Genomic DNA, 20,781 nt, shown 5'->3' on the forward strand with positions numbered 1-20,781 from the left:
TTGCCTTCCATGCCCCACGCCCTTCTCATCAAATTCCCCGGCACCAACTGCGACCTGGAAACTTCCCGCGCGCTGGAAGCCGCAGGTTTCTCCGCTGAAGTCCTGCCCGTCGCCCATCTGGAGCCCACCTCGCTGGACCGGGCCAAGCTGATCGTGTTTTCCGGTGGTTTCAGCTATGGCGACTACGTCATGAGCGGCCGCATCGCCCAGCTCATTACCAAGCACAAGCTGGGTGAGCGCCTGAAACAGTTCGTGGCCGATGGCGGCTACGTGCTCGGCATCTGCAACGGTTTCCAGATCCTCACGCAGCTCGATCTCCTCCCGCGCGGCAGCCTCATTCATAACAACACTGGTCGTTTCATCTGCCGCTGGGCTCCGCTGAAAAAGAACGGCAATACCAGTCCCTTCCTCAAGGCCCTGCCGGATAACTTTGAATTGCCCGTCGCCCACGCCGAAGGTCGTTTTGTCGGTGAATCTGGCGATGCCGAAAAATACATCAAGGATGGCCACGCCGCCCTGCTCTACGGCAAGGACATCAACGGCTCCAGCGCCCAGATCGCCGGCCTGCAAGATGATACAGGTCGCGTCTTCGGCCTCATGCCGCACCCCGAGCGCTTCATCGCCAAAAACACCCACTACGATCCCGATTGGAACGGGGCCGAGCAAGGCTGGGGTTATTACCTCTTCAAAGGCGTCGCCGAAGCGATTGCGGCGTAAAAAAACGCGGACTTACAGCTCCCCCATAGCTCTACCATTGAGCGATTGGGGGCATGGTTCGTTGGCCTTCGTCCTGGCGCATTGGTGGCCAGGATCGGTGTATGAATTTCACCAAATCATCAGCGTGCAGATGGCTCGATAGATCAGCGCGTAGCGAACCAATGATAGAGAAGGACGATCACGGTGAGTGGTAGCAGCATGCCGCAGATCCCGGCGAAAAGAGCCACTGCAGGGCTGACCAAGAACACTTGTTTGAGACGCATGGCGTTCCTCCAGACGTGATAAGGGCCGGTGAAGATGGCAGGTATGCCGAAATAACCGGTGAGGGAAGTGACGAGATTATTGCGGCAGGTGGCTGCAATGGCGTGACGTGTGCAAACATACGGACGGACTGGGACCCACTTGGCCACCTCAATGGGAGAGAAAAGGATGCCAAAGGATATGTGGTAACCGGACTCCAGTAAGGCTGCGTTGGGGTTTCCGCAGACCTCACAAGAGGCCTGGCTGAGAAGGGTTTTTAAACCCTCGGGCATTGAGTTCTCCGGGGCTGGGACAAGCGCAGCCAACCATGCCTTGTGGATGACAGCCCATGCCTCTGCCAGCCTGCGGTGATCGCGCCGGGAAAAGAAATCGACCATGCACAATTCAAGGGCCAAATCCCGGTGGATAAGACCTTGATGAAAGATGATTCTCATCAGGCGTCCGTTCTCAGTCAGAATGATTTTTTTGATGGAAACCAGCGGGATAGTAAGCTCCTTCCAGAGCCATAGATATTGACTGGTAAGGACGGCCCGATAGGTGACCTTGTTTCCCCAAAAGGTGCCACTCCACAGGATGCCTTCGGTGGGCTTGGCGATTCGATAAGGATTACCCTGGAGTTCCATGTGAGTGAAAAGAACCTCCGTATGAAGGAGGTGTCATCAAGAGAGATAAACGGGCCGAGGATGGCCAACAGCGGAAACTAGGAAAGGGGCAAGTATAACGCCTGAGATCTAAGGCAACAAGGCTTCCCGCAGCCGCGAGATGGAATCTTGAGTGGCCACTGGTGGAAACAGCTTTTCAACAAAGTGCTTCCACCGAGGATGCATTTGATCGAAAGTCGTGCGTTGCCAGAGGAACCCGTGACGGCCTTCTTTTAGATCGAGATCGAGTTTGGCTTCATGCGTCATCAATTGGTCGGCGAGTTCATTGAGATGGGTGCGCGATGCATCGCGCCTAAAGCCGATGAAAAGCTGAGCCAGCAGATAAAAAAGACTCTCTTCGGAACTCCATAATTCGAGCGAAAGTTTTTGGTACATTTCCACCAGCACGGGGAGGAGGAGATCTTCGAAACGATCATCTTCGAGTGCGTCTATGTCTTCGATGAGGCTGATCGCGTAGTAGTTGCAGGCCAAGAGCCAACCACTTTCGTTAGGCCCTAAAATGATCGCTAAGCCAACGGCATTGGTGAAGATCCGAAAGCGACGAAATCGGAGTTCTTCTTGAGTATGGAATTCTTTTTCCGGATGACTGTATTGAGTCAGATTGATGGTTTCTGAGATATCAAAATCTAGGGGAATGACCCGTGATGTTAAAATGGACTCAAAGGTGCGGACATACTCAGGGTAGCCGGGGTCACTGGGGCAAAACTTTACCACATCTTCAACCGTCACTTGATCTGCCGCAGCTTCGAAAAATTTAAGGGCCGCAAGTGTCATGAAAGTTGTGTCGCTAAGGCTCCTTGAGAGGTGGGAAGTGAATGCGTTTCGGCAAATGCTTTCAAGGTTCAAAAATCGCCTCTGGTGCCCCGAATTCCTGCGGCCAGTCCACGTAGGGAATGTCGGTGGCGCCGATGATGTAGCGGACGGTTTTCCATTGGCCATTGCGCTTTTGCAGGAGGGCAAAGATGCCGCCATCGAAGGCTCCTTCGCGGATGGCTTCGGCGTGGATGGTGTCGCGGTAGTCCATCTCGCTGCCATCCGGCTTTAGCGGCACACCCGCCAGAAAGGCCCAGCCTCCTTGGATTTTCAGGCGGTTGATTTTGAAAATGACTTCTTTTTTCAGCTCCGCCTTCACCGGGATCCGCAGCGCATCCACGATGGCTTTGCGCTCAGGACTCCCTGGCTGCGGCGTGAAAGTTTCCCCACCAAAAACAGGAACCAGAGCCACCAACAGGATCAAGAAGAGGCGAGTGAGAGAGGCGTTCATCGGTTAATGGGCTATGATGTAAGCCGCCTAACCTATAAGAGCGAATCCAGTTCCCGCATTCGAGAGTTATTTTTTTCGGTAGCTGCCGGTCCACCTATGGATGCCAGCAATGGGACCCACGGTGAAAAGAATCGTGGAGAACATGAGCATGCGTCCCTCTTCTGCCTTCCAGTGGAGGTTTTGCCGAAGTGTCTCAACGACGTAAACATAGAAGGGAGGTTCACAAAGCAGGAGGACAAACGTGATGATGCTTGTCCGCGAAGCTTTGAGTCTTTTCAAGGAGAAGCCGCAGGATGGCGGATGGGCTGGCTGTGGATCAAGTTCTAACTGAATATTTGGCCACAGCCCGGCAAAAAGTCACCGTCGCCGTGCAGCACGGAATCGGTGCGTCCTTTTTCCTTGGCATCTGGGTGACTCCGCGCTCTAGGCGTCTCTGCGGAAGGGGAGGATCTTCCGCAGGAAATTTGAAGGGCCTGGGCTGGCTGAGATAGATGTGGAAAGGGAGGCCTTGCCAGGCCCGGCCTCGTGCCCGGCCCCACCGCCGAGCGCTTTGTAGGCTTTCACAAAGGCGCTGAGCTGCTGCTGTTTCAGCTCCACGAGGTCGATCCTGGCCTCAAGAGCTTCGCGCTGGGTGAGCAGGACTTCGGTGTAATCGGCACGGGCAGAATTGAAGAGCTGGGTGGACAGGGTGATGGAGTCAGACATGGCAGCCACCTGTTGGCTCTTGAGTTCAAAGCTCTGGGTCAGATTTCGCATCTCAGCGAGGTGGTTCACGACCTCGATGTAGGCCTTCAAAACGGTTTGCTGGTAAGTGTAGATGGCGGAGATCTGGCGGGCACTGGCTCCCTGGTAGGCAGCCTGGATGGCGCTGCGGTTGATCAGTGGAGCTGCGATGTTGGCGGCCACTCCATAGACGAGGGATTCAGGCGTGGTGAAGAGCGTGTGGTCCAGGCTGAAAGATTGCAGGCCCAGTGCTGCGGAAATGTTTAACGCGGGGTAAAAGCGTGCCCCCGCAGCTTTCACATCCAGGCCAGCGGCCACCAGTTGCATCTCGGCCTGCACCACGTCGGGTCGGTGGCGTAGCAGATCCGTCGGCAGGCCGGCGTAGAGGCTTTTGAGACGCAGGCTTTCAAAGCCGGAGGAGTTGCGCTTCACCGTCTGCGGGTAGCGACCTGCCAGGTAGTTGAGCCGGTTTTCCGTGACGGTGATCTTCTGCTTGATCTCGAACAGGTGGCTTTGGTTTTTGAGCACTTCGGCCTCGAATCGGCGCACGGCCAGCTCGGTCACCTTGGCGGCGTCCTTCTGGTGTTTCACGGCCCCCAGAGCATCCTGCTGAATGCCGACCGTGCGCTGAAGGATGGAGAGCTGGTTGTCCAGGGCGATCAGCTCATAATAAGATTGGGCGATCTCTGCGATGATGTGCGTCACCATGAAGTTCCGGCCTTCCTGGCTCGCCAAGTAGCGCTGCACGGCAGCACCGCGCTCGTTGCGCAGTTTCTTCCAGATGTCCACCTCCCAGTCAAAGTCGGCCACCAGACCGAAGTCTGGCAAAGGTTCAGGAAATTCTTTCCCCTCCTTGATCTCCAGGCCTTCTTCCACAGCTCCATTGCGGGTATAGCGGCCCACTTTTTCCAGCCCGGCTCCGCCGCCCAGAGTGACGAAGGGAAAGAGGGCACCTTTGCGCTCCAGCACCTCGCTTTTGGAGACGGAGATCTCCTGCATCAGGATGTTTAACTCTTGGTTATTCTCCAAGGCAGTACTGATGAGGGACTTCAGGTGGGGATCGGTAAAAAACTCCCGCCAGCCCAGCGTGGCAGAGCTGCGTTGGCTGCCTGATTCAGGAAAGCTGGCTGGGAGCGGCGGCTCGCTGGAGGGCAGGGGGGCTCGCTGGGGGGTCGAACAGGCTGGGAGAGTGGCCAGCATGCACAGGGCACCCAGGGATTGAATCGTGGTCTTCATGTTCAAGAAATCAGGGGTATTCAGGCAGTTCGCTCAGCGGTGTGTCATGCTCATCCGGCAGCAGCTTCCCTCGGTCAGAAAGCTTGGCGAAAATGTAATACAGCCCGGGGATCACCAGCAGTCCCATCACCGTGCCCAGCAGCATGCCGCCTGCAGCGGAGGCACCGATGGTCCGGTTGGCGATGGCCCCGGCACCCTGCGCCCTCAGCAGTGGGACCATGCCAGCGATGAAGGCAAACGAAGTCATCAAAATGGGGCGGAAGCGGACCTTGGCACCTTCCACGGCGGCTTCAAAGATCGGCAGCCCTTCATGGTGACGCTGGGCCGCAAATTCCACGATCAAGATGGCGTTCTTACCCAGAAGGCCGACGAGCATGATGAGGCCGACCTGGGCGTAGATGTCATTGTCCAGCCCCATGGCTTTCAGTAGAAGGAAGGAGCCCATAACGCCGACAGGCAACGATAGGATCACCGCCAGCGGCAGCATGAAACTCTCATACTGAGCCACGAGTACGAGGTACACGAACATCAGCACGATGATGAAGATGTAGAGCGCTTCGTTGCCGCGACCCACTTCGTCAAAGGACAGGCCTGCCCAGCCGATGTCGTAGCCACGTGGCAGCGTTTGCGCCGCCACTTCCTGGATGGCCTTGATGGCATCGCCGCTGCTGTAGCCCTCAGCCGGAGCTCCCTGGATGGAGGGGGCAGGGTAGGCATTGTAACGGGTGATCTCATTCAGCCCCTGCTTGGGCACCAGCTTCATAAAGGCGGAGTAGGGCACCATTTCACCCTTTTCGTTAGCCACGTACAGATCGTCGAGATCCTTGGGCATCCGTCGGTACTTCGGATCGGCCTGGACATAAAGCTTGAAAAACTGGCCGAACTTGATGAATCCCTGCTCATAGGTGCTGCCGATGAGGATGCCCAGATTGTCCATCGCTTTGCCGATGGAGACGCCCTTTTGCATGGCCACCTTGTTATCAATCACGATCTCCTGCTGCGGGTAGCTGGCGCTGAAAAAGGTGAACAGACCGCGCAGTTCCTTGCGCTTATGCAGCGCCGCCATGAACTCGTTATTCACCACCTGCAGACGGTCATAGTCACCCGTGTTGCTTTTGTCGAGCAACCGCAGGGAAAAGCCGCCCGCTGCACCGTAGCCGGGTACGGCTGGAGGCTCGTAAAACTCGAGCTGCGCTCCAGCGATCTCTTTGCACTTCTCCTCCAGCTCCGCGATGATCTGCGGCGCGGTCAGCTTGCGGTCTCCCCAGTTCTTGAGGTTGATGAGGCAGGTGCCCGCATTGGAGCCACGGCCTTCCGTGAGCACCTCATAGCCAGCCAGGGTGGAGACAGACTCCACTCCTTCGATGCTTTTGGCGATCTTCTGCAACTCGATGGACTTGGCATACGTGCGTTCCAGTGTCGAGCCTGGAGGGGTCTGCAGGATGGCGTAAATCATGCCCTGGTCCTCCGCCGGGATGAAGCCTGAAGGCAGCTCTTGATTGATGAAATAAACCGCCGCTCCCGAGGCTGCTAATACGACCAAAGTCAAGATCCACCGATGCGCGATCCTTTTCAGCAAGGACTCATACATGTCTGTGATCCGCTCAAAGACACGGTTGAAGATGCTGAGCAGCCAGGCGATGGGCCCGCGCCGTTTGTGGCTGTCCCCATGATCTGGTTTCTTCAGGATCATGGCGCAGAGCACCGGTGCTAGGGTCAGCGCCATAACACCTGAGAGCACGATGGCCACGGCCATGGTGATGGAGAACTGCCGGTAAAAGACACCGACCGGCCCTGGCATGAACGTGACGGGTACAAACACCGCCGTCATCACCAGGGTGATGGCGATGATGACGCCCGCGATTTCATGCAGCACCATCTTCGTCGCCGCATAGGGGGACAGATGATCCTTCCCATGCATCTTCGCATGCACAGCCTCTACGACCACGATGGCATTGTCCACCACGATGCCGATGGCCAGCACGAGGGCAAAGAGCGTGATGAGATTGATGGTGACGCCAAAACATTGCATCAGGAAAAACGCGCCGATGAGGGACACCGGCACCGCGAGTGTGGGGATGAGTGTGGAACGCCAGTCCCCGAGGAAAATGAACACCACCAGCGCCACCAGAATGAAGGCCTCCGCCAGTGTGTGCAGCACTTTCTCGATGGAGGCATCCAGGAAATTGGACACGTCATAACTAACCTTGTAGTCCATGCCCGAGGGGAAGGATTTGACCTTAAACTCCGCCAGCTTCGCCTTGATCTCTTTGATCACGTCATGGGCGTTGCTGCCGAAGCTTTGCTTGATGACGATGGCCGCAGAGGGGCTGCCATCGAGGTCAGAATAAAGGTCATAAAACTCACTGCCCAGTTCTACGGTCGCCACATCCTTCAGCCGCAGCAGCTCGCCTTCTTCGGTGGATCTCAGAATGACATTTTCATACTGCTCCACATCATTGAACCGGCCTGAATACGTCAGCACATACTCCAGGGCCTGAGAGGTCTTGCTATCCGCGCGGCCCAGACGCCCGGGGGAGCCGATGACGCTCTGCTCCGCCAGCGCTTCCATCACTTTTTCGGTGGAGATGTTGTAGGCGCGCATGCGGTCAGGCTTCAGCCACACGCGCATGGCATACTGGCGCGTGCCCAGGATCTTGGCCGAGCCCACGCCCGGGATGCGACTCAGTTCTGGAATGAGGTTGATGTAGCCGTAGTTGAACAGGAACTGCATGTCCGCGTTCTTGTCCGTGCTGTACAAGTTCACGTACATGAGCATGTTAGGTGACAGGTTGTTCACTACGACGCCCTCGCGCTGCACCAGCGGGGGAAGGCGGCTCATCACCTGGTTCACGCGGTTCATCACGTTCACCGTCGCTTGGTTTGGGTCGGTGCCCATGTTGAAGATCACCTGGATGGTGGCCTCGCCAGCGCTAGTCGCATCGGAGGTCATGTACTTCATGTTAGGCACGCCATTGATGGAGCGCTCCAGGGGGATGAGGCAGGACTCTTCCAGGACCTTGGCGCTCGCGCCTGGGTAGTCCAGCGTGACCATCACCACCACCGGGGCCACATCTGGGAACTGGGAGATGGGGAGAGTGACGATGGAAAGGCCACCCAGGAACAGGATGAGCAGGGAGATGACGATGGCCAGAGCTGGCCGGTGGAGGATCTTGGTAAACATGGTCGTTCGGATGCTCCCGTGTTATTCAGCCCGCAGTTTCAGGTGCTTGAAAGCCTCTTCCGGCTCCTCAAATTCATACTCGGCTTTCTCGCCACTCTTGGCCTGCCGCAGCCCTTCGATCACGATCTGGTCATTTTCAGTTAGGCCTTTGCTAACAATGAAAAGATCTTCGATCTCTTCACTGATGTGGATGCGCTGCTGCGTCAGCACGCCGTCTTTCCCCACGATGAAGACGTAGTGGTGGTCCAAGACTTCAAACGTCGCTTTCTGCGGGATCAGCACGGCACCTTTGACCAGCTTCTGCATTTGGATGTTCCCCGTCCCGCCATGTCTGAGGAGACCCTCAGGGTTCGGGAAATCCGCACGGAACGGAATGGTGCCCGTCGCGTTATTAAACTCCGCCTCGATGACATTCACGCGGCCCTTTTCTTTGAAGGTCTCTCCATTCGCCATCACCAGACTCACGGCTTTGCGTTCATCGGGCTGCTCTTGCGAGGCATAGTCCAGGTACTCGGCCTCCGGCACATTGAAGTAAACCCACATCTCGCTGTTGTCAGAGAGTGTGGTCAGCAGATCTCCCTCATCCACCAGGCTGCCTTGGCGGACGTGGAGGCGATCCAGCAGACCTGGGAAAGGGGCTTTGATGTCGGTGAAGCCCAGGTGTGTCTGGGCCAGGTTCACCTCGGCCAGGGTCTTGTCCAGCTTGGCCTTGGAGATGGCCAGTTCCGTTTCGGAGACCACCTTGCTATCCACCAGTCGTTTGGTGTTTTCATACTCCACCTTCACCACCTGGGACTCGGCTTCCGCCCGCTTCAGCTCGTCCTGGTACACCAAAGGCTGAATCTTAAACATCGGATCACCAGCTTTGACGAGCTGGCCCTCTTTGACAAAGGTGGACTGTAGGTAGCCGCGCTCCAGAGCCCGCACCTCGATGTTACTGCGTGAGCGGATCTGGCACACATAGTCACGCGTGACGGCGGTGTCCTTCTTTAAAGGGCGGGTGACGATGAGCTTTGATTTTTCTGCCTCATGCGCTTCTTCCTTGTGCTGTTGGCAGCCGCTGGGTAGGATGCTGGCCAGCAGACCTGTGTATAGGAGAGACTTCCAAGTGATGATGTTGAGCAGTTCCATTGTGGCTGCTAACAAAGCCTTTTAGACGCGGGCTTTGGTATAGCCCCTCCACGGTCTTTTTCAGGCGCACCTCCGGGCGGGTTTCTCTCTCTCCATCCGGGTAGGGGCTATGGCATTATTCCCCCAGTGGCGGGAGGGGCGGATGAAACTTTGGGCTTTTGCGACGGCATTCACGAGCAGACTGGGAAAACGCGCGAAAGATTCCGCGCCAATGCACAGCCTCTAGGATCAGGCAGGCCAAAATGGGGCGAATGGTGGAGTTAGGGGCCCAACCCCCACACGCCCTGGAAGGGAAAATGCCATGCGGTTGGCACGTATCTGGACGGTCAGGTTTTGCTTTAGCAGGGGTAAGGAGGCACCGGGCATCCACCGTCAGCCGCGCCGGTCTTTCAGATCCTGGAGCGTGTGAAAATGAAAACAAATCCCTTTCCGCCAGCCCCGATGGTGACTCTCTGGGAAATGGGATTGCCCTCAGCCCGCACTTGCATCCCGCCCTTCCCGAGGCACTCTCAGGCTTTCCGGTGGCTGAGCGCGCCGGTTTTTTCCCATGTCCAAGCACACTTACAAACAGGCCGGCGTTGATATCCATGAAGCAGCATCCTTTGTGGATGACATCGGCGCGCTGGTGAAGGCCACCCAAAAGAAGCGCAAGCTGGCGAATGCCTTTGGTCTTTTTGCAGCCGGGTATGACCTCAGCAAATACAAGGAGCCGATGATCTTTACGGGCTGCGATGGCGTGGGCACCAAGCTTGAGTTGCTGCTGAAATACGACCTTCTGGAAAATGCCGGTAAGGACCTGGTGGCCATGAATGTGAACGACGTGCTCACCTGCGGTGCAGATCCGATCCTGTTCCTCGATTATGTGGGCGTGAATCAGATCAAGAAAAAGCAGCTCGCGCGCATCATCGCCGGGATGTCTGAGTATCTCGTCTCCTGCAATTGTATCCTGGCCGGTGGCGAAACCGCTGAAATGCCGGGCGCTGTCCTGGACGGCATGGTGGAGCTGTCAGGCTTCGCCATCGGAGCTGCTGAGAAAAAAGACGTGCTAAATCCTGCCGAGATCAAAGAGGGCGATGTCCTCATCGGCTGGCCCAGCGCAGGCTTCCACGCCAACGGTTTCAGCCTCGTGCGCCGTATCCTGGAAAAGGAAAGCATCAAGCTGAGCAAGAAGGACGCCGCGCAACTGCTGACGCCCACCCTTTTGTATCATGAGCAGTGCTGGGGCCTGAAGAAGGCTAAGGTGAAACCCGCTGCCATGGCCCACATCACCGGCGGTGGTCTGGTGGAAAATTTGGGCCGCATCTTCACCAAGCGCGGTCTGGGCTGCCATCTGAAAGTGCCCTTCTGGCAGAATGACGTGGTGCAGAAGGTGCTGCGCCATGCGGACCCGACGGATTGCTGGGATACTTTCAACATGGGCATCGGCTGGGTGGCCATCGTGGACGCTAAGCAGGCGAAAAAGGCCCTCAAAGTGGGCACGGGCGCTGTGGTGCTGGGTGAGATGGATAAGAGCGGGGCTGTCACCTGCGAATTGGTGAAATAAGCCAGATTTTAGAACCTTTGCAGATGCCGTTCCCGGTTCCGGGAGCGGCATTTGGCTTTTTGGCAGAGTAGGTGGGACCAAAAAGAGTAGCTTTTGAATAAAATTGCCAGAAAAGAGCTAATGAAGCCGTGACTGGTGCGTTTTTGGGGCAGAGACTCGTCTCCACTCTCCAACACCACCTATGAAAGCCACTAAATCCATGCTCGCCGGTCTCTTGATCGCCGGTTTCGGGGGCATTTCCGCCACAGCGGCGGAAGTACGCACCTGGACCGACGTCGAAGGCCGCCAAGTTTCCGCTTCCTTCGTCCAGATCGAAGGTGATGCCATCGTTTTGCAGACGGACGAAGGCGTCCAGCACCGCTTCCCTCTGGCCCGCCTTTCTGCTGAAGATCAGGCCATCGCCAAGACAGCTCAGGCAGCCCTGGCTCCTGCCGCTGCGGCCCCTCAGATGGTGGCAAACGCCACAGTGGCCCAGGCTGCTGCAAAGATTGACCAACTGGTGGCCAATGGTCTGATCAAGGCCAACCCTGCCCGCGCAACTGCTGGCAAGGAACCTATCAAGAGCTTTAACCCTCTGGCCAGTGATGAGCAGTTCGTCCGCCGTGTGTATCTGGACATCGCCGGTCGTATCCCGAACTATGAAGAAGCCAGTGCTTTCATCAAAGACGCCAGCCCCAAGAAGCGCGCGAACTTGATTGACATGCTGCTGGAGTCCGACGGCTACAAAGCGCACACGTTCAACTACTTTGCCGAGATGCTTCGCATCAAGGACAACTTCGAGCAGGATAACGTGCGCGGCACTCCTTACATCAACTGGTTCAAGGACCAGATCGCCAAGAACGAGAAGTGGGACAAAATCGTCTATCAGATGGTGACGGCCACGGGCAAGATGTGGGACAAAAAAGAAGACGGTAGCTACAACGGCGCCGCAGGTTACCTCCTGCGTGATGCTGGCATGCCGCTGGATAACTTGGCGAATACGCTGACCGTGTTCCTCGGTACCGATGTGGCCTGTGCCCAGTGCCATGATCACCCCTTCGCCGAGTGGACCCAGAAGCAGTTCTACGAAATGGCTTCTTTCTTCGGTGCCACCACCACTCGTCTGAACGGCAAGGACCTGAATGGCGAAAATCCACGGACACGTCTGATGCCTCAGATTGAGGCCATGATCGCTAGCTCGGATCAAGACATTCGCCGCGTGCGCAATGGCATTGAGAACTACATCAGCGCCAACCAGTCTTCGATCAAAGACCGTGACATGAATGGCATGAAGCTGCCGCATGACTACCAGTATAAGGACGGCAAACCAGGTGACCCAGTGGCACCGAAGTTCGTCACCTGGTCCGCCCAGGACAAGAACAATCCTGCCTACAAGCAGAAGAAGAACAACGAAGAGAAGCTGCGCACTTCCTTCGCCAACTGGATGACCCATCCAGAAAACCCACGCTTTGCCATGACCATCGCCAACCGCATGTGGAAGCGTGCTTTTGGTGCCGGTGTGAATGAGCCTGTGACCAACATTGACGACATCGAGCAGGCCTCCAATCCTGAGTTGCTCAAGCACCTGGCTCAGGAAATGAAGCGCGTTGAGTTCGACCTCAAGCAGTTCATGCGCATCATCTACAACACCCGCGCTTATCAGTCGGAAGCCACCTCTGAAAACATCGCTCTGGGTGAAGTCTATTACTTCCAGGGGCCGATGCTGCGCCGCATGACGGCTGAGCAGGCTTGGGATTCCTACATGACCCTCGTTCTCGGCCAGCCCGATGCTTACAAGGCTCCTCTCCAAGACTTGTACGCTCGCTCGATCGACCTTGACCTCACCAAGGTGGACGCCAAGACCGTGCTGATCAAATACGACGCTTTCCGCCGCATGCAGCAGAAGGAAAACGCCCTCATGGGTGGCGGCCTGGACATGGCTGGCGGTGATGCCATGATGATGGAAGGTGGTGCCAAAGGCTCCGCTGCGGATAAAACCGCTGCTACGGATGGCCCAGGCAAGATCCTGAGCTACGAAGGCATGCGCCTGATGCGCTCTTCGGAAATCCAGCAGCCAGCGCCAGGAGGTCACTTCTTGATCGATTTCGGTCAGTCCCCACGCAACATCATTGATGGCAGCTCCCGCATCGGCAACGTGCCGCAGGTGCTGATGATGATGAACGGCAAGGCGCAGAAGATGCTCACCAGCAGTGACTCCCTGGTCCTCCGCACCATGAACAAGGTCAACAGCCCTTCTGACAAGGTGGAGCGCATGTTCATGACCATCATGAGCCGCCGCCCAACCCTGCAGGAGAAGGAAATCGCCAAGCGGGCCCTCAGCTCCAATGGCGAAGATGGCTACGGCAACATGATCTGGGCGCTCATCAACACCCGTGAATTCATGTTCATTCAGTAATCACGAAACGCTTTAACGATAACCGAAGACTTGATTTGAATATGAAAACCGAATTACTCCGACTGAACGACCACAGCCGCCGCCAGTTCATGCTGACCACGGCCAAGACGGCTCTCGGCGTCAGCCTGCTTCCAGGCATCGCCTCCAAAATGTCTGCCGCTGAAGGTGCCTCCGTTTCCGGCCCTGGCACCCCTGGATTTGGCAAGGCCAAGCACGTCATCTTCCTCTGGATGAATGGCGGCATGACCCACCTGGACACCTTCGATCCGAAGACTGGCGCCACCAAAGGCCCGGGCGAACAGATCAAGGCCAAAGCTGAAGGCATTGATTACCTCGGCAGCTACCTGCCGAAGCTGGCTGAAAACGCCAACAAGCTGTCCATCATCCGCTCCATGTCTTCCAAGACGGGCGTGCATGAGTCTGGCACTTACATCATGAAGACCGGCTATGAGCCACGCACCACCATCGTCCATCCTTGCATGGGCGTGTGGGCCTCTCATTTCCTGGGCAAGATCAAGGACAAGACCCTGCCAGACAGCGTCATCGTCAACAGCGGCAGCGCCTACCCAGGGGCAGGTTTCTTCCCACCGGCCATGTCTCCGATCCCGATTTCCAATCCGGAAACCGGCCTGCAGAACATCAAGCCCACCACGGAAAATGATTCCATGTTTGGCAAGCGCATCAGCCTCATGAACGAGTTTGACACTTCTTTCCGCAAGAAGTTCCAGACCGAAGATGTGAAGGCTTACACGGAATTCTACGACGAAACGCTGAAGCTCATGAAGAGCGAAGACCTCAAGGCCTTCGACCTCACGATGGAATCCGCTGAAACGCGTGAGAAGTACGGTCGCACCAGCTTCGGACAGGGCTGCTTGCTCGCACGCCGCCTGGTGGAAAGTGGTGTCCGCTTCGTTGAAGTGCAGATGGGTGGTTGGGACATGCACAACACCATTGATAACGGCATGACCAATAACGGCACTACCCTGGACAATGGCTTCTCTGCCCTGCTTCAGGACCTGGAAGCCAAAGGCCTGCTTGAGTCCACCTTGGTAGTGCTCGGCTCTGAGTTCGGCCGCACGCCGGACATCAACGAGAACGATGGTCGTGACCATTACCCCCTTGCTTACTCCACGGTCTTCGCCGGCGGTGGTACGAAGCGTGGTTTCGCCTACGGTGCCACCGACAAAGAAGGCCGCCGCCCTGCTGACAAGCAGACCAGCCCTCAGGACTTCCTGGCCACCATCGGTCACGCCATGGGCCTGCCTGTGGACGAAGTCGTCATGTCACCTTCGAACCGTCCATTCACCGTCGGTGACAAGGGCGTGCCCGTGGTGGACATCTTCGCTTAATCCATCGCAAAGTTTCGTTTCACGAAATGCACTCTCGGCACCCGGCCTTTTGGCCGGGTGCTTTTTTTGTGGGGTGAGAGGCAGGATCACTTGGTGACAACAGAGATCTGGTGAGTTTCCTCAAGGTCATGAGAAGCTCATCGCCCTGAGGTCTGGCGAAGCGTTGTTTTCCGGAAGGGGTTCCCTTTGGCGAACGAGGGAGGGTGGGCTTGGCTCCGTGCATTGTAGTCCCGTCCCGCACGCGGGACAGTCTGGGCGCAACCACGGAAGAGCCGGAAGACGCGGAAAGAGTAAAATCATGGCTTGTTAGGCCTGGGAACGAATGATAGCGGCTTCAGCGAGAGGGAAATTTAGTCTCCAGCAAACGGAGTCGAAAAGACATCCCCCCTTGCCCCGCTTGCGGGGAGCTGGGCCAGGGGGGAGGGGCGGTGGAGTGGTCTCGGTGAGGTCAGGACATAGGTAACACATCAGGCTCAAGACGTGTGTAACCTACCCAGAAATCAGATTCCCCACGTGGCCAAGAATGAGGAAGCCACATGTTTTTAAACCTCTCGAACGACTTACCAAATCACGGTGCTTTAAACCCGGCGGGGACCAGTTCAGTGACGGCGTTGACGATGATTTCTTCGATGCCGGAGGCGAAGCGATTGGGGCGGCCATAATAAATCATGGCTCCGGCCGCTTCATAGCCACCTTCTTCCCAGACGCGCTGCGAAGGGATGTAGCAGGGGACATCGTTCGTGTAACTGTTGACCCAGGTGCGGTCTGGCGCGTTTTGTTTTTTCAGCTTCAGGGAGTAGTCCACCACGACTTCACCGGGGAGATTGATGGTGAGGAGGTCATTGGCAAAGGACCAGACTTGAACGGTGTAGGGCAGGGCGGTGGGGATTTTTTCTCCACGGTCAAGGGCGGCCAGAAAGTGGCGGGCGTGCAGGGCGGTCCATTTGTTGGCATCTTGAGTGCGCTGCTGCCAGGTGGCGCGGTCGTGGGGAGTGTCGAAGGGCAGTTGCACCTCTTTACTGGCGCAGGTGAGGGGGCCGAGAACGGGTTTCATGGGCGCATTGATGAGCCGAACGGCTTCTTTGGCCAGTTCCACACCGTGGCGGTCCGCATGGGGTAGCTCACGGCGTGGGTAGGGATTTTGGTCGGCACCGCAGCCGATGGCGGTCATGGCGACGATGCCAGGAAAGCGCAATTCCAGCTCCTTTTGGGCGCAGCCTGCCCAGTCGGGGTGGGTTTTATTGATGGCGAGGGTAGTGCAGTGACAGGCATAACTGGTGAAGATGGCGCGCAGTTTCCCCTCGGGGGTGGTGACTCGTAGCACAGGCAGGGCGCGGTCGCTCGGGCCATAGGGATTTGGGCTGTTGGCGTAGCCTTTGTCCGTTTTAAAACGGCGGTTCATGGCGAAGTTGACCTTGCCCGTGGACCAGTCCAGTTTTGCAGGTTCTTGTTTACCCAGGGCCTCAGTGACCACGGCGACGAGTTTTTGTGTTAAATCTTCCGCATAGCGTTGAACAGCGGCCTGTTCTTCGGCGGGTAAGTCGGCACCAAAAAGAAAGGGCAGCACGCCGGGTAGAGCGGGGGCACAGTGTGTGTGGCTGGAGTGGAGGGAGAAGCGATCATCGTCCACAGGATGTCCTGCGGCTTGTAGGCGTTTCAGCAGCTCCGCCCGCAGGGTGGCGGGCACGCCGCAATTATCCACCGTGAGCATGACAGCGGTGGGTGTGGCTGCCCAGGTCATCGCCAATGCTTTGGCGTGCAGGCGCATTTGGATGCCCTCATGCGGGCCCGTGCGGCTGCCGTACCCACTGAGGCGGACGGGAAATTCCGGCGTGATATCCACACTGGCAGCCCCGACTTTCCAGGCCGCACTGTCTTTCGCCTGACTGACCTCTGGGGCCATTAAAAAGCAGAAGCTTAGGTAATTTACCAGGAGGAATTTTAACCGCATGTGACGAGATTGCAAAATAGTGCTCCAGATTCCAAGACTGGAATTCGGTACTTTTGCACTCTTTTGCTCCTCTTTAGAGAGGAAAGGTCACAAAAAGGTCTATTCGCCCTCGTCTTCCGTCCACTCTTGCATGAGGCGGCCCAGCTTGCGCTTCAGGCCCACTTTGGCTGCGGCGGAGAGACGATCAATAAACAGAATGCCATTGAGGTGATCAATCTCGTGCTGGAAGGCGCGGGCCAGCAGGCCATCAGTTTCCCAGGTCTGAGTTTCCCCTTCCAGGGTTTGGAAGGTCACTTTCACGTCTTCACTGCGGCGGATGTCACCGCGCAGGCGGGGGAAGCTGAGGCAGCCCTCCTCATCCACGTCCTTGTCCTTGCCGAGTTCGAGCTGGGGATTGAGAAAGATGACGGGCATGTGGGCCACCATGTCGGCAGGCTGGCCATTGATCCGCAGGTAGGTGATGCACTGCGGATTGTGAGAGACGTCTATGACGGCCAGTTGGATGTCGCGGGCCACCTGGGGGGCGGCGAGGCCCACACCATTGGCAGCTTTCATCGTCTCGATCATGTCCGCAGAAAATTGGCGAATCTCGGGGGTGACTTCTGTCACGGCACGGCATTTGGCGCGGAGGACAGGATCTGGGTAACGAACGATGGGCAGGACCATGGGGAGACAGGGCTGGAACGGTTAGAAAGACGGCTTGGCGGCCTCCTTCTTAACTCGAAACCGCAGCTTAGAAAACGTCTTTTATTGGGGGCTGAGGATGCGGGCCGGTACATCATTGACGGAATGGCCACCTTTGCGCAGGGCATCCCAGACCTTGAGCAGCAGGCCCAAAGAGGTTTGGGTATCGGCCTGGAGTTCCAGTTTCACGGTGGGATTCCGCTCCTTCATTTGCAACAGCGCCGCCCCTAGTTCCTCGACTTTCACGGGGGTGCCATCCAGGAAGATCTCCTGGGCCTGGGTGATGGTGAGGGCTTTTCGCTGCTCTTGCTGCGGCACAGACTCACCCAGGCTTTCGGAGGTGGGGAGGGTGACTTTGACCTGCTTTTTAGCGTCGTTAAAGGACGTCGTGGCGATGAAAAAGATGAGCAAGATCACCATGATATCAATCAAGGAGACGATGGGGATGGCAGGGACGGGCCTGCGGCGGGGGCGGAGATTCATCTCAGGCGCTCCGGTTCAGGGCTGCGGATTTCCGCCTCACGCTTCACCTCAAAATGGGCAAAGAAGGTCTGGATGGTCTCATGCAGGATGGACTCCAACCTTACGGCGATGTTATCCAGCCGACGGACAAAATACGTGTGAGCCAGCACGGAAGGCACCGCCACAAACAGACCTGCGATGGTGCAACGTAGCGCCACGCCGATCTCTTTGGCGATGGTGGCCGTGTCAGGTCCAGCATCACTGCCAAAGGCGGAAAACATACCCACTAGACCTGCCGTGGTCCCCAGCAGCCCCAGCAGAGGAGCCACAGTGACCATGACCTCCAAGATGGACACGCCACGCTCCAGGTGGTGCAGGTCTTCTTTGGCCCGGGCGGTGATGGTCTCCACACACTCTTGACGGCTGGAAAAGGTGCCGCTGATGGCGAGGGCCCCTAACCGGGCGAGGAGGGAGGGGTCTTTTTCCAAGAACTCTTGCAGGGGCTTGATGTCCCCCTTCAGGGCGTATTGCGGTAGGCTGCGGAGCTGGGCGATGACCGGGCGCGGCAATACCAGCGGGTCCCGCAGCCGAAGCCAGGCGGAGATCATGACCGTGACGGCTGCCATGGAGCACAGCACGATGAAAAGCATGACAAAACCGCCAATCGCCAAGAAATCGTAGATCTGAGTGAAAAGGCCAGGGCTGCTGCCAGTGGCGGCTAGAAAGAGGAGGGGGTGCATTTAGTAGAGAGTGGCTCTGTATTCGGCCTTGAGTCTCCCGTCTTCGAGAGTGGGCAAAAGATCGGCCGGAATCGGGGGGATTTTGGAATCAAGGATGGCGCGGAGAGTGAGTTCCCGCATCCTTGGGTCGGCATCGCGGGCATCGGAAAGGATGACGAGGTCCTGCGGTACGCCTTTTTGATCCACGTAAAAGCGGAAGTGGACGTGGCCGGTGCCGATGTCTGTGCTGGCCTCCACCATGGCTTGCCATTTTTGTTCGATGGCGGACTTGATCTGGGACTGGTAAATGCCGCGCGGGGTGGCTGCAGCATCCACGGCATTTTCGCCTTCCCGGCTCACGGAGCCCTCGGACTTGCTCATGCGATCAAAGGCCGAGAAATCATCCTCCTGAGAGGGGCTGGTCATCTGGGGCGGGGTGTCCTCTGGGATGCGGATCTGCAGCTTGGTCTGGGGCGCTTCAGAATTTTCAGCTTTCCTCACCTCCAGCGGCAGGAGGTTTTGGCCTGGGACGCTATTTTTAGCCTCCGCTTGAGCGATCAAGTCGGTCAGGGGCGTAGCAGGCTTGGGTTGGGACTTGGGGGTGAGGCTGCCGTCTTGATAGCCGCTGTTGTTGAGCTGGGGTTTGACATCGGTGCGGCCATCCAGCTTTGGCATGGGCAGGGCAGAGGTGGTGGTGGGCGGTAGCAGGCTGGCGGCGACGGTATTGCGGTCCGACTGAAATTTGGCGTTCTTCGGTGCCGTGGCGACCGCTGCATTTTTATCCGTTTTGATGAAGAACTGAGGCTCGTTCGTGAGGATGACCGGCGGTGGCTCGACGATGATTTGATCCGGGAAGATGAGGGCGACCTCGGGGAGCTTTTCCGCAGCCGCTTTTTCTTGTTCGGCAAAATTTCGCCCCGCCTGGCTGCTGACTCCCCAGGCAATGAGCAGTAACAACACGGCATGGATCGCCACGGAGCCGGCGATGCCTGTTTGTAAATGCCTGTCGTGAGTGAGGGTCACAGCAAAGCTTTACCATGCCCAAGCTGCCACAGGAAGCAACCTTTTGGAAAGCTGGTGGTCAGGAGAAAGGCGAGGGCAGTTACTCCAGAGCCTCCAGCACGGGCTCCCCATCGAAATGCGCGGGCAGCGGCACGTCCAGCAGAGTCAGGACGGTGGCGGCGGTGTCATAGGTCATGATGGTCTTTTTCGCGATGGCGTGCTGTTTTTTCACCCCTTTGCCCCAGATGATCCAGGGGATGGTGGTGTTATTCACCACAGGGTCGAAGTGGTTTTTATCACGACCTCCGTGGTCAGCGCTGAGGATGACGGTGCTGCTGGGGGTGAGCCCGGCTTTTTCGATGGCGGCCAGGACTTCGCCAAGGGCGGCATCGCAGACCTTGAAGGCCTCCATCTGCTCGGGGCTGCCCCAGCCGTATTTGTGGCCGGCGCTGTCGGCATCGGGAAAGTGGATGAAGCAGAGCTGAGGTTTCTTTTCCACGATGTAGGCGGCTGCCTGGGTGGCAACCTGGGGGGCTGGGACCAGTTTTTTCTCCTCTGTGGCCGGGATGGGGCCGTAGGTGTAGGGGCTGCCACAGCTAAACATGTCCAGACTGTCTTTGATCCAGAGATGGCGGAATTTGATTTTTCCGCAGAAGAGGGCGGTGATATAGTCTGGGTGAGCGGCCTTGGTGAGGGAAAAAGCCGTGGGCACTTTCACGGTGCCGCGCAGGGGAAAGTAGTCATTCCAGTCAATGCCGTGTTTGGCGATGTCCACCCCGGTGAGCATGGCGGTGTGGGAGGGCAGGGTCTTAGAAGGGATGATGGTATTGGCCTGCCAGGAGTGGGCACCTTCCGCCGCGAGTCGCTTGAAGTTAGGCATTTCAGCCTGCTGGATGATGGTCGGATTGCCTCCATCGAAACTGAAAACGAAGACGTGCTCCGTGCGCGGTGCTGCGGTGGCAAGGATGGGGAGAAGGCAAAGGAAAGTAAGCAAGCGCATGCGAAGGGGAAAGTCGGGCAGAGTCGAACGTGGCTCAAGCGTCGTTTCTGCCAGATAAACAGGTGTCGAGGGGAAGAAGTTTTTTCTTCCACGCAGCACAGCCTGTGGTATGAGGCCGTGGTTCCATCTCCTGAAATCATGAAACTCTCTCTCCTGTCCCTGGTCGTGTTATCCCTCGCCTTTGTTTCCGTCAGTTGCAGCACGGAGGAGCGTGATGGGCGCAAATATTACGGCGCCAGCACGCCCCTGCAAAGCCGCATGGGGGTGCAGTTCGTCCGTGTGAAGACCACCACCCCTGAGCCTGCTCCAGCCGTGGCGGAAGGTCGTGTGTCTGATGGCACTTTATTTGGCAGCGTCAGCAGCAATGAGCCTGCAGGTTTGCTGGACCGCAACCAGACCCCGGATGAACCCGGTACGGAATACCGCATCCATGCGCAGCATTCTCCGAATCCGCTGGAAAGCCGCATGGGCGTGCGTGTCTCCCGCCGCAAGAAATAA

General features: G+C 57.3%; 17 protein-coding genes. 5 read left to right on the forward strand and 12 right to left on the reverse strand.

Annotated features, from left to right (window positions below; translation table 11 throughout):
• Positions 1-9 precede the first annotated feature (9 nt).
• Positions 10-717, forward strand: a complete 708-nt coding sequence (gene purQ, locus HNQ64_RS14560; protein WP_246431057.1) for a phosphoribosylformylglycinamidine synthase I — start codon at positions 10-12, stop codon at positions 715-717.
• Between the two features lie 143 nt (positions 718-860).
• Here the strand turns inward: purQ and HNQ64_RS14565 are convergent, their stop codons facing one another.
• The 6 genes from HNQ64_RS14565 to HNQ64_RS14590 all read right to left on the reverse strand — a co-directional run bounded on the left by HNQ64_RS14565 (position 861) and on the right by HNQ64_RS14590 (position 9,193).
• Positions 861-1,601: a hypothetical protein gene (locus HNQ64_RS14565; protein ID WP_184209848.1), complete on the reverse strand. Its 741-nt coding sequence runs from the start codon at positions 1,599-1,601 to the stop codon at positions 861-863.
• Between the two features lie 108 nt (positions 1,602-1,709).
• Positions 1,710-2,414, reverse strand: a complete 705-nt coding sequence (locus HNQ64_RS14570) for a hypothetical protein (protein WP_184209850.1) — start codon at positions 2,412-2,414, stop codon at positions 1,710-1,712.
• Positions 2,415-2,475: 61 nt separating this feature from the next.
• Complete coding sequence (locus HNQ64_RS14575) at positions 2,476-2,904, reverse strand: hypothetical protein (protein WP_184209851.1); 429 nt, start codon at positions 2,902-2,904, stop codon at positions 2,476-2,478.
• A gap of 423 nt (positions 2,905-3,327) precedes the next feature.
• Positions 3,328-4,863 (reverse strand): TolC family protein, encoded by a 1,536-nt coding sequence (locus HNQ64_RS14580; protein WP_184209853.1) that lies wholly within the window; start codon positions 4,861-4,863, stop codon positions 3,328-3,330.
• A 10-nt stretch (positions 4,864-4,873) separates the two neighbouring features.
• Positions 4,874-8,047 (reverse strand): efflux RND transporter permease subunit, encoded by a 3,174-nt coding sequence (locus HNQ64_RS14585; protein WP_184209855.1) that lies wholly within the window; start codon positions 8,045-8,047, stop codon positions 4,874-4,876.
• Between the two features lie 21 nt (positions 8,048-8,068).
• Positions 8,069-9,193: an efflux RND transporter periplasmic adaptor subunit gene (locus HNQ64_RS14590; RefSeq protein WP_221305463.1), complete on the reverse strand. Its 1,125-nt coding sequence runs from the start codon at positions 9,191-9,193 to the stop codon at positions 8,069-8,071.
• 532 nt (positions 9,194-9,725) lie between these two features.
• On the opposite strand from HNQ64_RS14590, the gene purM reads away from it, so the two are divergent.
• From purM to HNQ64_RS14605, 3 genes are all read left to right on the forward strand, one after another.
• Complete coding sequence (purM, locus tag HNQ64_RS14595; protein ID WP_184209859.1) at positions 9,726-10,721, forward strand: phosphoribosylformylglycinamidine cyclo-ligase; 996 nt, start codon at positions 9,726-9,728, stop codon at positions 10,719-10,721.
• Positions 10,722-10,902: 181 nt separating this feature from the next.
• A complete protein-coding gene (locus tag HNQ64_RS14600; protein WP_184209861.1) occupies positions 10,903-13,116 on the forward strand; it encodes a DUF1549 domain-containing protein in 2,214 nt (737 codons plus the stop codon).
• Positions 13,117-13,157: 41 nt separating this feature from the next.
• Positions 13,158-14,465: a DUF1501 domain-containing protein gene (locus HNQ64_RS14605; protein ID WP_184209862.1), complete on the forward strand. Its 1,308-nt coding sequence runs from the start codon at positions 13,158-13,160 to the stop codon at positions 14,463-14,465.
• Between the two features lie 568 nt (positions 14,466-15,033).
• Here HNQ64_RS14605 and HNQ64_RS14610 read toward each other — a convergent pair.
• The 6 genes from HNQ64_RS14610 to HNQ64_RS14635 all read right to left on the reverse strand — a co-directional run bounded on the left by HNQ64_RS14610 (position 15,034) and on the right by HNQ64_RS14635 (position 20,283).
• Entirely contained in the window at positions 15,034-16,416 is a 1,383-nt protein-coding gene (locus tag HNQ64_RS14610) for a neutral/alkaline non-lysosomal ceramidase N-terminal domain-containing protein (protein WP_184209864.1), read from the reverse strand.
• A 99-nt stretch (positions 16,417-16,515) separates the two neighbouring features.
• Entirely contained in the window at positions 16,516-17,082 is a 567-nt protein-coding gene (def, locus tag HNQ64_RS14615) for a peptide deformylase (RefSeq protein ID WP_184209867.1), read from the reverse strand.
• Between the two features lie 81 nt (positions 17,083-17,163).
• Positions 17,164-17,583 (reverse strand): ExbD/TolR family protein, encoded by a 420-nt coding sequence (locus tag HNQ64_RS14620; protein WP_184209869.1) that lies wholly within the window; start codon positions 17,581-17,583, stop codon positions 17,164-17,166.
• Positions 17,580-18,302: a MotA/TolQ/ExbB proton channel family protein gene (locus tag HNQ64_RS14625; protein ID WP_184209871.1), complete on the reverse strand. Its 723-nt coding sequence runs from the start codon at positions 18,300-18,302 to the stop codon at positions 17,580-17,582. The genes HNQ64_RS14620 and HNQ64_RS14625 overlap by 4 nt, the downstream gene beginning before the upstream one ends.
• The gene (locus HNQ64_RS14630) at positions 18,303-19,304 is read right to left on the reverse strand and encodes a hypothetical protein (protein WP_184209873.1); all 1,002 of its coding nucleotides are present in this window, start codon (positions 19,302-19,304) and stop codon (positions 18,303-18,305) included.
• Positions 19,305-19,383: 79 nt separating this feature from the next.
• Positions 19,384-20,283: an alkaline phosphatase family protein gene (locus HNQ64_RS14635; RefSeq protein WP_184209875.1), complete on the reverse strand. Its 900-nt coding sequence runs from the start codon at positions 20,281-20,283 to the stop codon at positions 19,384-19,386.
• Positions 20,284-20,421: 138 nt separating this feature from the next.
• Here HNQ64_RS14635 and HNQ64_RS14640 point away from each other — a divergent pair, with 138 nt between their 5' ends.
• Entirely contained in the window at positions 20,422-20,781 is a 360-nt protein-coding gene (locus HNQ64_RS14640; RefSeq protein ID WP_184209877.1) for a hypothetical protein, read from the forward strand.

Source organism: Prosthecobacter dejongeii, from assembly GCF_014203045.1.
GTDB classification, from domain to species: Bacteria; Verrucomicrobiota; Verrucomicrobiia; order Verrucomicrobiales; family Verrucomicrobiaceae; genus Prosthecobacter; species Prosthecobacter dejongeii.

Excerpts from the sequence above, each read along its gene's own strand:
- purQ (WP_246431057.1), top strand. The coding sequence starts at position 10 with ATGCCCCACGCCCTTCTCATCAAATTCCCCGGCACCAACTGCGACCTG.
- HNQ64_RS14565 (WP_184209848.1), bottom strand. The coding sequence starts at position 1,601 with ATGGAACTCCAGGGTAATCCTTATCGAATCGCCAAGCCCACCGAAGGC.
- HNQ64_RS14570 (WP_184209850.1), bottom strand. The coding sequence starts at position 2,414 with ATGACACTTGCGGCCCTTAAATTTTTCGAAGCTGCGGCAGATCAAGTG.
- HNQ64_RS14575 (WP_184209851.1), bottom strand. The coding sequence starts at position 2,904 with ATGAACGCCTCTCTCACTCGCCTCTTCTTGATCCTGTTGGTGGCTCTG.
- HNQ64_RS14580 (WP_184209853.1), bottom strand. The coding sequence starts at position 4,863 with ATGAAGACCACGATTCAATCCCTGGGTGCCCTGTGCATGCTGGCCACT.
- HNQ64_RS14585 (WP_184209855.1), bottom strand. The coding sequence starts at position 8,047 with ATGTTTACCAAGATCCTCCACCGGCCAGCTCTGGCCATCGTCATCTCC.
- purM (WP_184209859.1), top strand. The coding sequence starts at position 9,726 with ATGTCCAAGCACACTTACAAACAGGCCGGCGTTGATATCCATGAAGCA.
- HNQ64_RS14600 (WP_184209861.1), top strand. The coding sequence starts at position 10,903 with ATGAAAGCCACTAAATCCATGCTCGCCGGTCTCTTGATCGCCGGTTTC.
- HNQ64_RS14605 (WP_184209862.1), top strand. The coding sequence starts at position 13,158 with ATGAAAACCGAATTACTCCGACTGAACGACCACAGCCGCCGCCAGTTC.
- HNQ64_RS14610 (WP_184209864.1), bottom strand. The coding sequence starts at position 16,416 with ATGCGGTTAAAATTCCTCCTGGTAAATTACCTAAGCTTCTGCTTTTTA.
- def (WP_184209867.1), bottom strand. The coding sequence starts at position 17,082 with ATGGTCCTGCCCATCGTTCGTTACCCAGATCCTGTCCTCCGCGCCAAA.
- HNQ64_RS14620 (WP_184209869.1), bottom strand. The coding sequence starts at position 17,583 with ATGAATCTCCGCCCCCGCCGCAGGCCCGTCCCTGCCATCCCCATCGTC.
- HNQ64_RS14625 (WP_184209871.1), bottom strand. The coding sequence starts at position 18,302 with ATGCACCCCCTCCTCTTTCTAGCCGCCACTGGCAGCAGCCCTGGCCTT.
- HNQ64_RS14635 (WP_184209875.1), bottom strand. The coding sequence starts at position 20,283 with ATGCGCTTGCTTACTTTCCTTTGCCTTCTCCCCATCCTTGCCACCGCA.
- HNQ64_RS14640 (WP_184209877.1), top strand. The coding sequence starts at position 20,422 with ATGAAACTCTCTCTCCTGTCCCTGGTCGTGTTATCCCTCGCCTTTGTT.